The following is a 13,732-nucleotide window of genomic DNA, read 5'->3' as shown; positions in this document are numbered from 1 at the left end:
CAAGAAGGAGCACGTCGCGATCAGAGAGGCTCGCTAGCAGAACATCCCGGTCGTCGCCATCCTCGACACCAACTGTGACCCGGACGAGGTCGACTACCCGATCCCGGGTAACGACGACGCCATCCGCAGCGTCAGCCTCCTCACCCGCGTCGTCGCCGACGCCGTCGCCGAGGGCCTCCTGGTCCGTTCCGGTGCCTCCGGCGCGACCGAGGAGAAGGCCGTCGAGGAGCCCATGCCCGAGTGGGAGCGCGAGCTGCTCGAGGGCAAGGGCGAGACCGCCGCCGAGGAGAAGAACGAGGCCGCGGCCGAGGCTCCTGCCGAGACCGCGACCAAGGCCCCGGCCGACGAGGTCGCCGCCGAGGCTCCGGCCGAGGCCACCGCCGCCGACTCCCCGGCCGAGGCCCCGGAGAAGGCTCCCGAGGCCTAGCAGAGGATCAGCGGTTCGCCGCTGAGTACCTTTCCGGTGCGCACCGACGCCTGAGCGCCGCCCCGCCCTTCGTCGGCGGGGCGGCCCGTGGGGTGTCCGCCGGGTCGCTCCACTTCCAGACCAGACTTCACTAGGGAATCCGAGAACAGTCATGGCGAACTTCACCGCCGCGGACGTCAAGAAGCTGCGCGACCTCACCGGCGCGGGCATGATGGACTGCAAGAAGGCGCTGACCGAGGCCGACGGCGACTTCGACAAGGCCGTCGAGGCCCTGCGCATCAAGGGCGCCAAGTCCGTCGACAAGCGTGCGGACCGCACCGCCGCCCAGGGCACCGTCGTCCTGCGTCGTCAGGGCGAGGGCCAGGCCACCCTGATCGAGCTCAACTGCGAGACCGACTTCGTCGCCAAGAACGACCAGTTCATCGCGCTGGCCGACCAGGTCGCCGACTTCGTCGCGGCCCAGGACAGCGACGACCTCGCCACCATCGCCGCCGCCGAGATCGAGTCGGGCAAGACGCTGCAGGCCTTCATCGAGGGCAAGAGCGCCGTCATCGGTGAGAAGCTCGAGCTTCGTCGCATCGCCAAGTTCGACGGCGCCTACGTCGCCGCCTACCTCCACAAGTCCGACCCGGACCTGCCCCCGACCATGGGTGTCCTGGTCGAGCTGGACAAGGCGGACGAGGAGGTCGGCAAGGACCTCGCCCAGCAGGTCGCCGCGCTGGCCCCCCAGTACGTCGACAAGGACCAGGTCCCCGAGGACGTCGTCGCCAACGAGCGTCGCATCGCCGAGGAGACCACCCGCGAAGAGGGGAAGCCCGAGCAGGCCATCCCCAAGATCGTGGAGGGTCGTCTCAACGGCTTCTTCAAGGAGATCACCCTCCTCGGCCAGCCGTTCGTCAAGGAGAACAAGAAGACCGTCCAGAAGGTCGTCGACGAGGCCGGTGTGAAGGTCAAGGGCTTCGTCCGCTTCAAGGTCGGCCAGGCCTAGGGGCTTTGACATGATGGAAGTGCCGGGGAGACGGAATCTCCCCGGCACTTTCGGTGGATATGGGTGGGTTTCGGGCAGATCTTGTTCGGGCCGCCCGCAGCAGGAGCACTCGGGGGACCCTGTGCCACTCGGGAACAACAAGGGAGGCCGCAGGCCGTGTCGGAGAACGAAGCCATGACCACCGAAACGCCCATGCACGATTCCGGCTGGAAACGTGTCATGCTCAAGCTCTCGGGGGAGGCGTTCGCCGGCGGCGGCGGTCTGGGTATCGAACCCGAGGTCGTCCAGTACGTGGCGGAGTCGATCGCCGAGGCGGTGTCCGAGGGAATCCAGGTCGCCGTGGTCGTGGGCGGGGGCAACATGTTCCGCGGCGCCCAGCTCACCGAGGGCGGCATCGAGCGCGGTCGCGCCGACTACATGGGCATGCTCGGTACCGTCATCAACTGCCTCGCCCTCCAGGACTTCCTCGAACGCCTCGGCGTGGACACGCGTGTGCAGACCGCGATCCACATGAGCCAGGTCGCCGAGGCCTACATCCCGCGTCGGGCCGTTCGTCACCTGGAGAAGGGCCGTGTGGTCATCTTCGGTGCCGGTCTCGGTGCGCCCTTCTTCTCCACGGACACCACCGCCGCCCAGCGCGCCCTGGAGATCGGCGCCCAGGCGGTCCTCAAGGGCACCCAGGTCGACGGGGTCTACGACTCCGACCCGCAGCGCAACCCGGACGCGGTCAAGTTCGACAAGCTCAACTACAACGAGGTCCTCACCCGCGGCCTCAAGGTCATGGACGCCACCGCGGTCAGCCTGTGCATGGACAACGGACTGCCCATCGTCGTCTTCGACCTGATGAGCCAGGGCAACATCCTGCGCGCCGTCCGCGGTGAGAAGATCGGCACCATCGTCGGTCCGACCTCCGACTGACGAGGGCGGGAGACCGTCCAGCGGCGTGGCCGCGGCCACGCACTCCAAGCCACGAACACCCAGCCGACAATCCGGGAGCGCCCACAATGATCGAAGAAACCCTTCTTGAGGCCGAGGAGAAGATGGAGAAGGCCGTGACCGTGGCGAAGGAGGACTTCGCGACGATCCGTACCGGTCGCCCCACACCGGCCACCTTCAACAAGATCACCGTCGACTACTACGGTGCCCGTACGCCGATCAACCAGCTGGCCTCCTTCTCGGTGCCCGAACCGCGCATGGTCGTCATCTCGCCGTTCGACATCAACGCGCGCACCGAGATCATCAACGCGATCCGCAACAGCGACCTGGGCGTCAACCCCTCCGACGACGGACAGGTCATCCGCGTCGTCTTCCCGGAGCTGTCCGAGGAGCGCCGCAAGGAGTACGTGAAGGTCGCCCGCACCAAGGCCGAGGACAGCAAGGTCTCCATCCGCAACGTCCGACGCCGCGCCAAGGACAGCTTCGAGAAGGCCGTCAAGGCCGGTGACCTGGGAGAAGACGAGGCCCACCGCGCCCAGTCCGAACTGGACGAGCTTGCGCACAAGCACGTCGGCACCGTCGACGAGCTGCTCAAGCACAAGGAAGCGGAACTTCTCGAGGTTTAGTCGGTGACCCATCCTTCGAACGGCTCCGGAGGCGATGACCACTCGCCGGAGCACAGACCCGACGACCGTCTCGACTCTGAGACGGACACGTCCGCCGGGCAGCGCTTCGTGCTGCACAAGCCGGGGGGTGAGCCGGTCAAGACCGGTCGCAACCTTCCGGTGGCCATCGCCAGCGGGTGCGTCCTCGGCGCGCTCGTCTTCTTCTCGATCTTTCCCTGGCCTCAACTGTTCACGATCATCACGTCCCTCGGGACGCTGATCGGTCTCCGCGAGCTCAACCGGGCGTTCGGCGGCAAGGGCACCACCCTGGCCGTGGTCCCGTTGGCCGTGGGCGGAGTGGCGATGCAGGCCGGAGCCTACTTCGGTGGAGCCGAATGGTTGGTGGGCATCGCGGCCGTCACCGCGATCGCCTGCCTGGTCTGGCGGTTGCGCGGTGGGGCGGAGGGGTTCGTCGCCGACGCGTCGGCGAACCTGTTCACCCTCGTGTACCTGCCGCTGCTGTTGGCCACCTGGATGCTGCTCATCGCGCACCCCGAGGACGGACAGTACCGCCTCGTGGTGTTCATCGTGGTGACGATCTCCAGCGATATCGGTGGTTACTTCGCCGGGATCCTGCTGGGACGGCACAAGATGGCGCCGGTGATCAGCCCGAACAAGACCTGGGAGGGCTTCGGCGGCTCCGTGGTCGGCTGTGCGGTGGCGGGTGCGCTGTGCGTGACCCTCATGCTGGACGGCCCCTGGTGGGTCGGCGTGGTCCTGGGCCTGGCCGTGGTGCTGGCCGCCACTGTCGGAGACCTCATCGAGTCGTTGTTCAAGCGCGACCTCGGGGTCAAGGACATGGGTCGGTTCATGCCGGGCCACGGCGGTCTGATGGACCGCATCGACTCCCTGCTGATCGCGGGTCCGGTGGTCTGGATCGTGCTCAGCCTGCTGCTTCCGTAGGGGCGGCCACCGCTTGTAGGGCCCCTGGCCTCGTGGGATCCAGTGCGTCACTGGATCCCACGAGACCGGGGCCCTTCCACGTTCGGGGTACCGACAGGGGGTACGGGGGTGCCCGTGCCCGGACCGGGTCGATACGCTCGACGGGTGGATGAACCGCTGATCGAACGCATGCGCACCTACGGTGAGACGATCTTCGCCGAGATGACGCGTCTGGCCGTCGAGACCGACTCCGTGAACCTGGGGCAGGGTTTCCCCGACACAGACGGGCCGCGAAGCCTGTTGGAGAACGCCTCACGACACATCCTCGAAGGGGTGAACCAGTACCCGCCCGGCCCGGGCCGGGCGGAGCTGCGTCAGGCGGTGAGCCGTTACCGCTCCCGCCACTACGGGTTGGACCTGGACCCCGACACGGAGGTCTACGTCACCGTCGGTGCGACCGCCGGTATCGCGGCCTCCCTGCTGGCGCTGGTGGAGCGCGGTGACGAGGTCGTCGTCTTCGAGCCGATGTACGACTCCTACGGCGCGATGATCTCGCTGGCCGGTGGTGTGCGCCGTCCGGTGGCGCTGCGCCGTGACGCGACCGGCAGGTTCACCTTCGACCCCGCCGAGTTGCGGGCCGCCGTCACCCCGCGCACCCGACTCATCATGGTCAACACCCCGCACAACCCGACCGGCACGGTGTTCACCGACGAGGAGTCGGCGGAGATCGCCGCCGTATGCCGTGAGCACGACCTCATCGCGGTCACCGACGAGGTGTACGAGTTCCTCACCTTCGACGGTCGGCACCACGTCCCCCTGGCCACCCTGCCGGGCATGCGTGAGCGCACCCTGTCGATCTCCTCGGTGGGCAAGATGTTCGCCGTCACCGCGTGGAAGACCGGCTGGGTGAGCGGCCCCGAACCCCTGGTCCGAGCGGTGCGCACGGTCAACCAGTTCCTCACCTTCTCCGCCAACGGTGCCCTGCAGTTGGCCATCGCCGACGCCATCGACAACGAGGGCGCCTGGGTCGAGCGGCAGCGCCTGGCCATGCAGGCCAAGCGCGACCGCCTCGCCGAGGGCCTCACCGGCGCCGGGTTCGACGTGAACGTGTCCGAGGGCACCTACTTCCTGATGGCCGACGTCCGACCGCTGGGCTTCCTCGACGGTGAGGACGTCGCCCGGGCACTGCCCCGGGAGGCCGGTGTGGCGGCCGTACCCGCCAAGGTGTTCTACGACCACCAGGACGAGGGCCGCCACCTGGTGCGCTTCGCCTTCTGCAAGAAGGACGAGGTACTCGACGAGGCGGTGGCCCGACTCAGCCGGTGGGGGAAGAACGGGAGCTGACCAGGTCGAACACCGGGGCGGCCGGAGGTAATCGATCACTGTCGGTCCCCGGCCGTTCCGTCACGGTACTTCGCGACCATGGACACGGTCCGGTTCAGCAGGTCGCCGATGGCGTTGGCCAGGTCCTCGTCGTGCCGGGCGACCGAACGGGCCACGGCGTAGTCGGTGTCCCCGGAGCGCCCCACGTCGCGCAGCCGCCACCATCGCAGGGCGTCGGTACCGACCCGGCTCTCGCGGGGGCCGGCGATTCACTCGACGAGGACGCCGGTGAGGGCGCTCCGGTCGAAGCCGACCTTCGCAGCGAAGGTCGGGGCCTTCGGAGAGGGCGGGGCCCTGCGGTCAGGGGTCCAGGTGTTCGTGGAGGAAGCCGTTGACGGAGTGACGGGCGATCTGGCTCGCGAAGCCGCCCCAGTTGAGATCGAACATGTGCTCGGTCCAGGGCAGCTCCAGGTGGTCGTGCGAGACACCCGCCTGGTCGAGCCGGGCGACGAACCGGCGGTTGTCCTCGGGATCGAGGAACAGATCGTGTCCGGCGGTGATCACCAGGGTCGGTGGGGTGTCCGCGGTGATCCGGTGGATCGCCGACATGGCCTCGTACTCCTGCGGGAGGTCCTCGGGGGTACCGCCGACCATACGCTCGCTGGACTCCAGCAACTCGTCGCCGACGGGGGAGTGACGCTGGCGCCAGGGGATCGGAGCGTCGCTGGTGCCGTCGGTGACCGAGTACCAGGCGATCACGGCGGACACGTCAGGGACCTCGGTGTCGCACGACGGCTCGACCTCGTCGGTGTAGGTCGACAGCAGCGCCAACAGGCCGCCGGCGGACTGACCGGTGACGGCGATCCGGCCCGGGTCGCCGCCGTACTCGGCGGCGTTCTCATGGATCCACCCCAGGGCACATCGCACGTCCGCCACCGATTTCCGCCAGGCGCCATCGGGAAAGAAGCGGTAGTCGACCTCGAACACCACCCGCCCCTCGTCGGCCAGCCAGGTGTCCCAGCGCGGCAGCAGACTCTGCGGTAGGTCGTCGGCCCCGCCGTGGACGTTGACCACGATCGGCAGGGGGCCGCCGGAGGGTTCGGCGGGCTCCCACACGTCCAGCTCAAGGGACTCCCCGTCCACTCGGTGGTAGGTCGTGGTGAGAGGCTCCCGGTCGGTGTCGGTGGCCGGACCGGCGGTGTAGGCGCCCAGGTCCAACGGCGCGTCTTCGGTCCGGGCGGTGTTCCACAGCGCCGCCGACGGCACCAGGGCCAGGACCAGCAGCAGTGCGTTGGCCCCCGCCAGGGTCCCTCCCCACCGGCCCCTGACGAGCAGGGCCAGGGCGAGCCCGAACAGTGCGGGAAGGGCTGACAGCAGCGAGAACTCCAGGGCGAGCAGCGCGAACCGCCACCCCTCCCAGGACGGGGGCGGAAGCAGGACCAGGGCCAGGGCGGCGATCCCCGGCAGGGCGAACAGGAGGGAGAGGGCCAGGAGGGTTCGGCGGACCAGGGGACGGGACATGGCGACATCCTTCCGATACGTGTGTATCGATACGACTGTATCAGCCTGTGCGAATGTGCCAGAATGAACGTGTGCCGAAGGTCGTGAACAGTCAGAATCGTCGCCGGAGCGTGGGTGAGGCGATCCATCGCATCGCAGCCCGTGAGGGGCTCGAAGGGGTCAGCGTCAGGGTGGTGGCCGCCGAGGCGGGGCTGTCCGTCGGCGCCGTCCAACGCGAGTTCCGCACCAAGGACGAGCTGCTCCGCTTCGCCCTGGACTTCTCCATCGCCGAGGTCGCCGACCGCTTCTCCCGGGTCCGGGTCGGCCCCGAGTCGCTGACCTTCGCCGAGGGGATGCGGGCCGTCCTCGTGGACCTGCTGCCCACCGACGACCGCCGCCGTGCCCAGGCCCGCATCTGGGCCGCCTTCTACGCCCGCGCCGCCGTCGACCGGGTGTTCGCCGAGACGCTCGCCGACCTGGACGCGCAAGCGCGCGAGAACCTGGCCGCAGCCCTCGGTTACGCCCGTGAACAGGGGGAGCTCGCATCCGGACAGGAGCCCGAGGCCCTCGCCGAACTACTCCTGGTGATGATCGACGGACTCTGGCTCACCTGCGCACGCCTGCCCGACGGGGACAGCCTGGACGGCCCCCGGGCCGCCATCGACGCCGCCGTCGCCCTGGTCACTGCGGGCTGAACGGGACGAAGAAGGGCCCTGGGCGTTCCGGGGGAACGTCCAGGGCCCTGGCTCGGACCTCAGCGCGCCGGTTCGAACCAGACGGCGCCGAGCGGGGGCAGGGTGATCTCCGCGGAGAACGGCTGACCGTGCCACTCCTGGGCCTGTGCTTCAACGGCGGTCGGCACTTCGTATCCCGAACCACCGAAGCGCGGGTCGTCGGAGTTGACCACCGCGTTCCAGCGGCCCTCGACCGGCAGACCGATCCGCCGGTTCGGGCGGGGCACCGGCGAGAAGTTCACCGCGCACGCCAGCACCGAACCGTCCTCGCCGTGACGCAGGTGGCTCAGGGTGTTGCCCTGGCGGTCACCTCCGTCCAACCAGGTGAACCCGGCCGGGTCGGTGTCCAACGACCACAGCGCCGGCCGCGGTCGGTAGGCGTCGTTGAGCGCCTTGACCAGTTGCTGGGTGCCCGCGTGGTGGTCGTACTGCAGCAGCCACCACGGCACCCCCTCCTCGTGCGACCACTCCTCGCCCTGGGCGATCTCCCCGCCCATGAACAGCAACTGCTTGCCCGGGTGCGACCACATGAACGACAGCAACGCCCGCAGCGTCGCCGCGCGCTGCCACTCGTCCCCCGGGGCCTTGTTGAACAGCGACGCCTTGCCGTGCACCACCTCGTCGTGCGACAGCGGCAGCACGTAGTTCTCGCTGTAGGCGTACACCATGGAGAACGTGATGTCGTCGTGGTGGTATTCGCGGTGGATCGGCTCCTTCTTGATGTACTCCAGGGAGTCGTGCATCCACCCCATGTTCCACTTCAGACCGAAGCCGAGCCCACCGTGGTCCACCGGGGTGGTCACCCCCGTGTACGCCGTCGACTCCTCCGCGATCATCGCCACGTCGGGGTTGCGGCGGTAGACCGTGGTGTTGAGCTCCTTGACGAAGTCGATGGCCTCCAGGTTCTCCCGGCCACCGAACACGTTCGGCTCCCAGTCACCGGAGTCGCGCGAGTAGTCGAGGTAGATCATCGAGGCGACCGCGTCCACCCGCAGGCCGTCGACGTGGAACTCCTCCAACCAGTACAGGGCGTTGGCGACGAGGAAGTTGCGCACCTCGGTCCGCCCGTAGTTGAAGATGAGCGTGCCCCAGTCGGGGTGCTCGCCACGGCGCGGGTCCGGGTGCTCGTACAGGGCGCTGCCGTCGAACCGGGCGAGCGCCCACTCGTCCTTGGGGAAGTGCGCGGGCACCCAGTCCAGGAACACGCCCACACCCGCCCGGTGCAGCGAGTCCACCAGGTGACGGAACTCGTCGGGGGAGCCGAACCGCGGCGTGGGCGCGTAGTAGGACGTGACCTGGTAGCCCCAGGACCCGTCGAACGGGTGCCCGGCCACCGGCAGGAACTCCACGTGCGTGAAGCCCATCTCGGTCACGTAGGACACCAGTTCCTCGGCCAGCTCGGTGTAGGACGACCCCGGCCGCCAGGAACCCAGATGCACCTCGTAGACGCTCATCGGCGCGCGGTGCGGTTCCACGCCCTTGCGCTCGGCCATCCACTCCTGGTCGGTCCACACGTGGTCGGAGACCGTGACGACCGAGGCGGTGGCCGGCGGCATCTGGGTCCGGCGGGCCATGGGGTCGGCCTTGTCCCGCCAGTGCCCGTCCGCACCGAGGATCTGGAACTTGTACAGGTCGCCGTCGCCGAGGCCGGGCAGGAACAGCTCCCACACCCCGGTCGAGCCGAGGCTGCGCATCGGGTGGGCGACCCCGCTCCAGTGGTCGAAGTCGCCGATGACCCGGACCCCACGAGCGTCGGGCGCCCAGACCGAGAACCGCGTCCCGGCCACCTCGCCCATCGGACACTCCTGCTCGATGACGTGCGCGCCCAGGGCGCGCCACAGCTCCTCGTGCCGACCCTCACCGATCAGGTGCAGGTCGAGTTCGCCCAACATGGGCGTGAAGCGGTAGCCGTCCGCCTGCAGGAGCTCGGGACCGTCCTCATACCGGACCGCGACCCGGTAGTCGTCGACCTTCTTGGGCAGACGGGCCGCGAACACGCCACGGTGGCGGTGCGGCAGCGCCACCCGGGTCCGGTCGGGCAGGACCGCGTGCACCTCCACCGCGCCCGGACGCAGGACCCGCAGGTCGCGTCCGTGCAGGCCCAGCACCGAGTGTGGATCGTGGTGGTGGCCGTCGACCACCCGGTCGAGTTCGGCGACCAGTTCCTCGGCGAGCGCGACGGGGACTCGGGTCTTCTTCGGGGTCGCGGCCTTCGTGGCCTTGACCGTCCTCTTGGACTCGGTCGGCTTCGTGGTCTTCTTCTTGCCGGGCACCTTCTTCGCCGCGCCGGGCTCCGCCGCCGGCTGTTCGTCGGCTGTAGCGGCCTTCTTGGACGTACGCGGTGACAATTCGACTCCGTGATGACTTGTGGTGTTCGGATGACGAGGCGATGGTTCGGCGGGGGGAACGAAGGGCGGCCGCCGCGCGCGAACGGCGGCCGCCGGGGAATCAGCCGGGCACCGGAGGCGCTCCGGCCGCTGTGGCGATGGAATCGAGCGGCACCCGAAGCCAGTCGGGGCGGTTGCGCGCCTCGTACAGGACTTCGTAGACCGCCTTGTCGAACTCGAAGGCGCGCAGCACGGTCAGGTGTTTCTCCGGGTCGGCGCCCCCACCGTCGGCGTAGCCGCGGCAGAACGCCTCCCGGTTGCGGCGCGCCCACTCCCGGGCGGCCCACGCCAACTCCTGGTCGTCCGGATGCCCGACCAGCAGGTAGCCGGCCGCGTAGTCGAAGGAACGCAGCATCCCCGCGACGTCGCGCAGCGGACTGGACAGGCGTTGGCGTTCGCGCACCGACACCGTCGGCTCGCCCTCGAAGTCCAGCAGCACCCACCCGGACTCGGGGCGGATGACCTGCCCCAGGTGGTAGTCGCCGTGGATGCGCTGTATCGGCAGCGGTTCGTCCACCCGGGCGAAGTCGGAGTAGGCCTCCATCACCCTCGGCGCGTGTTCGGCCAGTTCGGGCACCTCGCCGCTGGCCATCGCCAGCCGCTCCACCATCGCGTCGGCCACCTCGGCCGCCGAGACGGGGGAGAGCACGTCGGTGGGCAGCGTCCGCGCCAGCGAACTGTGCACCTGCGCGGTGGTGTGCCCCAACCGAGCCGCCTCCTCGCTGAAGTCGGCGTCCTCGCCGTCCAACAGCGTGCGCACGTTCTCGGTGGCCAGCACCCAGCCGTCGGTGGCGTCCGGAACGAACGTCTGCAGCAGTGCCAAGGTCGTGGGCGTGGTGTGGCCGGACAGGTCCGCCTCGATCCACCCGCACGGGCGAGCCACGTACGGCGAACCCGACAGCGCCATGTTCAGCTCCAGGTCCGGGTTGCGCCCCGGCCAGAGCCTGCGGAAGGTCTTGAGGACGTAGTCGCGCCCGTACACCAGCGAGGTGTTGGACTGTTCGCCGGTCAGGAGACGACCCGAGCCGCAGGCCTTGACCTCGGTGCCGGGCAGGGTGCGAAAACGCACCCGTCCCCGACGCTCGCCGTCCTCGGCACAGGTGAACCGTTCCAGGAGCAACGACGTCAGCTGCGGATCGTGCGCCGCGTCGTAGACCACCCGGGGCCGGCCGCCGGCCACCGGACACACACCGATGGCGGAGCGGGCCAGGTGGGGCGGCAACGACCGGGGTGGGCGCGATCCGAGCAGCACCTGGTAACGGGAACTCGTGCCGCGTTGGCCCGCCTGCACCACGAGCACGTTCAGGTCGGGACCACCGGGTCCGGCCGAGACCAGGGTGTACCTGCTCTCGACCCGGACCCGACGGATCGGGATCCCCTTGCCGGAGAACCATCGTTGTCGAGGTAGCCAGACTGCCAGGAGTTCTTCTAGCTGCGACATGTCAGAGAGGCCTGGTTCCCTTCCCACCACTGTCGCGGCTCGCGCCGGCGGGCCGGTCGGTGGCTGTGCTGCGGTGGCCGGTGTCGAAGGCGTCCGGGGTGCTCAGTCCCGCCGCAGGGAGCCCGTAGGAGGGCACGCCCTCGCCGCTTTCGGACTCGGCCCCGGGCGCGCGTTCCGGAGGCAGCTGGAACCAATAGAAACCGTGACCGGGAAGGGTGAGCAGGTACGGAAGCTCACCGACCTCCGGGAAACGGACCCCGCCCACGCACTCCACCGGGCTCACGCCCGCGTAGCGCGACAGGTCCAGCTCCACCGGCTGCGGGTGCTTGGACAGGTTGTTGACGCAGAGCATCCGGTCGTCGCCGTGCTCGCGGATGTAGGCCAACACGCTCGGGTTGGTGGCGTTCAGTTCGGTGAACTCCCCGGTGCCGAACACGGGGTGCCGCTTGCGGATCTGGATCATCCGACGGGTCCAGTTCAGCAGCGAACCGGGGTTCTCCCGCTGGGACTCCACGTTGATCGCCTGGTAGCCGTAGACCGGGTCCATGATCGGCGGCAGGTAGAGGCGGGCGGGGTCGCTCCGCGAGAACCCGGCGTTGAGGTCGGAGTTCCACTGCATCGGCGTGCGTACGGCGTCCCGGTCGCCCAGCCAGATGTTGTCGCCCATGCCGATCTCGTCGCCGTAGTACAGCACCGGGGAACCCGGCAGCGACAACAGCAGCGCGGTGAACAGCTGGATCTGGTTGCGGTCGTTGTCCAACAGGGGCGCGAGTCGCCGCCGGATCCCCACGTTCGCGCGCATGCGGGGTTCCTTGGCGTACTCCGCGTACATGTAGTCGCGTTCCTCGTCGGTGACCATCTCCAGGGTCAGCTCGTCGTGGTTGCGCAGGAAGATCGCCCACTGGCAGTTGCGGGGGATCGGCGGGGTCTGGGCGAGGATCTCCGAGATCGGAAAGCGCTGCTCCTGCCGGACCGCCATGAACATGCGCGGCATCAGCGGGAAGTGGAAGTTCATGTGACACTCGTCGCCGCCGGACTCGAAGTCGCCGAAGTAGTCGACCACCTCCGAGGGCCACTGGTTGGCTTCGCTCAGCAACACCCGGTCCGGGTAGAGACGGTCCACCTCCGCGCGCACCCGCTTGAGGAACTCGTGCGTCTCCTTGAGGTTCTCGCAGTTGGTGCCCTCGCGCTCGTACAGGTAGGGCACCGCGTCCAGACGAAAACCGTCGATCCCCAGGTCCAGCCAGTAGCGCAGCACCTCCAAGATCGCCTCCTGGACCGCCGGGTTCTCGAAGTTGAGGTCCGGCTGGTGCGAGAAGAAGCGGTGCCAGTAGTACTGGCCGCGTACCTCGTCGTAGGTCCAGTTGGAGGTCTCGGTGTCGACGAAGATGATGCGCGCCTCGTCGTAGCGGTCATCGGTGTCCGACCACACGTAGAAGTCGCCGTAGGGGCCGTCCGGGTCCTCCCGGGATGCCTTGAACCAAGGGTGCTGGTCGCTGGTGTGGTTCATGACCAGGTCGGTGATGACACGGATGCCTCGTCGGTGCGACTCGTCGAGAAGCTCCACGAAGTCGGCGGTGTTGCCGAACTCCGGGAGGATCTTGAAGTAGTCCGAGATGTCGTATCCACCATCCCGCAATGGGGACTCGTACATCGGAAGCAACCAGACGCAGTCGATTCCGAGCCACTGGAGATAGTCCAACTTCCGAACCAGCCCGGAGAGGTCGCCGGTGCCGTCCCCGTTGGAGTCGAAGAACCCCCGGGCCAGTACCTCGTAGAAGACGGCGTGCTTGTACCAGTGGGGTTCACCGGTACCCCCCGAGGACATGAGCGGGCCGGTCGCGGCCCCGGTGGCCGGCGCGAGCGGACCGTGTTCGGCGTGCTCGTGTGCGCCGGGTCCGGACTCGTCGTTGCTCATCTACTGCTCCCCACCAAAATGTTCGACATCGGATCAACAGGTGTGCGGGAGCCGGGCGGCGGCGGTGCTGTGACCGCCGCGTTCCGGTGCCCCGACCCGCTATCTGCCGCTGACGGTGAACACGTGCGCGGGCCCGGTCGCCGGGTCGAGCCGGACGTAGTTGTCGGCTCGCCATGTGTAGGAATGGCCGGTCAGCTCGTCGGTCACCTTGAGGTCCTCCTCCCACGTGTGGCCGATCGACGGCAGGTCGAGATGCACCGTGGCCTCATGGGCCCGGTGCGGGTCGAGGTTGACGACGACGATGACGGCGTCGTCGGGCTCACCGGGGGCGCCGGGACGGTGCTTGGAAAAGCAGATGATCTCCGGCCGGTCCACGTGGTGGAACCGCAGGTCGCGCAGCTCGCGCAGGGCGGGGTGGGCCCGGCGCAGCTCGTTGAGTCGGGTGATGAGAGGGGCGATGGTCGCGCCGGAGGCGTCCGCCCCGGCCCAGTCGCGCGGGCGGTACTCGTACTTCTCCGAGTGCAGGTACTC

Annotated in this window: 11 protein-coding genes and 2 pseudogenes; 7 read left to right on the top strand and 6 right to left on the bottom strand. The window is 68.7% G+C overall.

Annotated features, from left to right (window positions below; translation table 11 throughout):
* The 6 genes and pseudogenes from rpsB to K8V84_RS06605 all read left to right on the top strand — a co-directional run.
* Nucleotides 1-427 (top strand): annotated as a pseudogene (rpsB, locus tag K8V84_RS06630) (30S ribosomal protein S2); the annotation flags it as partial.
* A gap of 151 nt (nucleotides 428-578) precedes the next feature.
* A complete protein-coding gene (gene tsf / locus K8V84_RS06625; protein ID WP_304071785.1) occupies nucleotides 579-1,415 on the top strand; it encodes a translation elongation factor Ts in 837 nt (278 codons plus the stop codon).
* Nucleotides 1,416-1,589: 174 nt separating this feature from the next.
* Nucleotides 1,590-2,333 carry a UMP kinase gene (gene pyrH, locus K8V84_RS06620; protein ID WP_067601899.1) on the top strand — a complete coding sequence of 248 codons (744 nt, stop codon included), beginning with the start codon at nucleotides 1,590-1,592 and terminating at the stop codon, nucleotides 2,331-2,333.
* Between the two features lie 86 nt (nucleotides 2,334-2,419).
* The gene (frr, locus tag K8V84_RS06615) at nucleotides 2,420-2,977 is read left to right on the top strand and encodes a ribosome recycling factor (protein WP_304071783.1); all 558 of its coding nucleotides are present in this window, start codon (nucleotides 2,420-2,422) and stop codon (nucleotides 2,975-2,977) included.
* Nucleotides 2,978-2,980: 3 nt separating this feature from the next.
* On the top strand, nucleotides 2,981-3,919 hold the full coding sequence (locus K8V84_RS06610; RefSeq protein ID WP_304071781.1) for a phosphatidate cytidylyltransferase: 939 nt from the start codon (nucleotides 2,981-2,983) through the stop codon (nucleotides 3,917-3,919).
* A gap of 144 nt (nucleotides 3,920-4,063) precedes the next feature.
* Nucleotides 4,064-5,242, top strand: a complete 1,179-nt coding sequence (locus K8V84_RS06605) for a pyridoxal phosphate-dependent aminotransferase (protein ID WP_304071778.1) — start codon at nucleotides 4,064-4,066, stop codon at nucleotides 5,240-5,242.
* Nucleotides 5,243-5,277: 35 nt separating this feature from the next.
* On the opposite strand, the gene K8V84_RS06600 is transcribed toward K8V84_RS06605, so the two are convergent.
* On the bottom strand, nucleotides 5,278-5,427 hold the full coding sequence (locus K8V84_RS06600) for a hypothetical protein (protein WP_304071775.1): 150 nt from the start codon (nucleotides 5,425-5,427) through the stop codon (nucleotides 5,278-5,280).
* A gap of 154 nt (nucleotides 5,428-5,581) precedes the next feature.
* Entirely contained in the window at nucleotides 5,582-6,742 is a 1,161-nt protein-coding gene (locus K8V84_RS06595; RefSeq protein WP_304071772.1) for an alpha/beta hydrolase, read from the bottom strand.
* A gap of 71 nt (nucleotides 6,743-6,813) precedes the next feature.
* Here K8V84_RS06595 and K8V84_RS06590 point away from each other — a divergent pair, with 71 nt between their 5' ends.
* Nucleotides 6,814-7,416, top strand: coding sequence for a TetR/AcrR family transcriptional regulator (locus K8V84_RS06590; RefSeq protein ID WP_304071770.1), 603 nt, complete (start codon nucleotides 6,814-6,816; stop codon nucleotides 7,414-7,416).
* Nucleotides 7,417-7,475: 59 nt separating this feature from the next.
* Here the strand turns inward: K8V84_RS06590 and glgB are convergent, their stop codons facing one another.
* The 4 genes and pseudogenes from glgB to K8V84_RS06570 form a co-directional block, all read right to left on the bottom strand.
* Nucleotides 7,476-9,617 carry a 1,4-alpha-glucan branching protein GlgB gene (gene glgB, locus K8V84_RS06585; RefSeq protein WP_369696608.1) on the bottom strand — a complete coding sequence of 714 codons (2,142 nt, stop codon included), beginning with the start codon at nucleotides 9,615-9,617 and terminating at the stop codon, nucleotides 7,476-7,478.
* A gap of 286 nt (nucleotides 9,618-9,903) precedes the next feature.
* Nucleotides 9,904-11,283 carry an aminoglycoside phosphotransferase gene (locus K8V84_RS06580; protein WP_304071764.1) on the bottom strand — a complete coding sequence of 460 codons (1,380 nt, stop codon included), beginning with the start codon at nucleotides 11,281-11,283 and terminating at the stop codon, nucleotides 9,904-9,906.
* 1 nt (nucleotide 11,284) lies between these two features.
* Complete coding sequence (gene treS, locus K8V84_RS06575) at nucleotides 11,285-13,201, bottom strand: maltose alpha-D-glucosyltransferase (protein ID WP_304071761.1); 1,917 nt, start codon at nucleotides 13,199-13,201, stop codon at nucleotides 11,285-11,287.
* 99 nt (nucleotides 13,202-13,300) lie between these two features.
* Nucleotides 13,301-13,732: pseudogene (locus K8V84_RS06570) on the bottom strand (alpha-1,4-glucan--maltose-1-phosphate maltosyltransferase); the annotation flags it as partial.

Origin of the sequence: Nocardiopsis listeri (genome assembly GCF_020741345.1) — a bacterium.
Taxonomy (GTDB): Bacteria; Actinomycetota; Actinomycetes; order Streptosporangiales; family Streptosporangiaceae; genus Nocardiopsis; species Nocardiopsis listeri_A.
This window is presented reverse-complemented; position numbering and strand designations above follow the sequence as displayed.

Excerpts from the sequence above, each read along its gene's own strand:
- K8V84_RS06595 (WP_304071772.1), bottom strand. The coding sequence starts at position 6,742 with ATGTCCCGTCCCCTGGTCCGCCGAACCCTCCTGGCCCTCTCCCTCCTG.
- pyrH (WP_067601899.1), top strand. The coding sequence starts at position 1,590 with ATGACCACCGAAACGCCCATGCACGATTCCGGCTGGAAACGTGTCATG.
- treS (WP_304071761.1), bottom strand. The coding sequence starts at position 13,201 with ATGAGCAACGACGAGTCCGGACCCGGCGCACACGAGCACGCCGAACAC.
- tsf (WP_304071785.1), top strand. The coding sequence starts at position 579 with ATGGCGAACTTCACCGCCGCGGACGTCAAGAAGCTGCGCGACCTCACC.
- K8V84_RS06580 (WP_304071764.1), bottom strand. The coding sequence starts at position 11,283 with ATGTCGCAGCTAGAAGAACTCCTGGCAGTCTGGCTACCTCGACAACGA.
- frr (WP_304071783.1), top strand. The coding sequence starts at position 2,420 with ATGATCGAAGAAACCCTTCTTGAGGCCGAGGAGAAGATGGAGAAGGCC.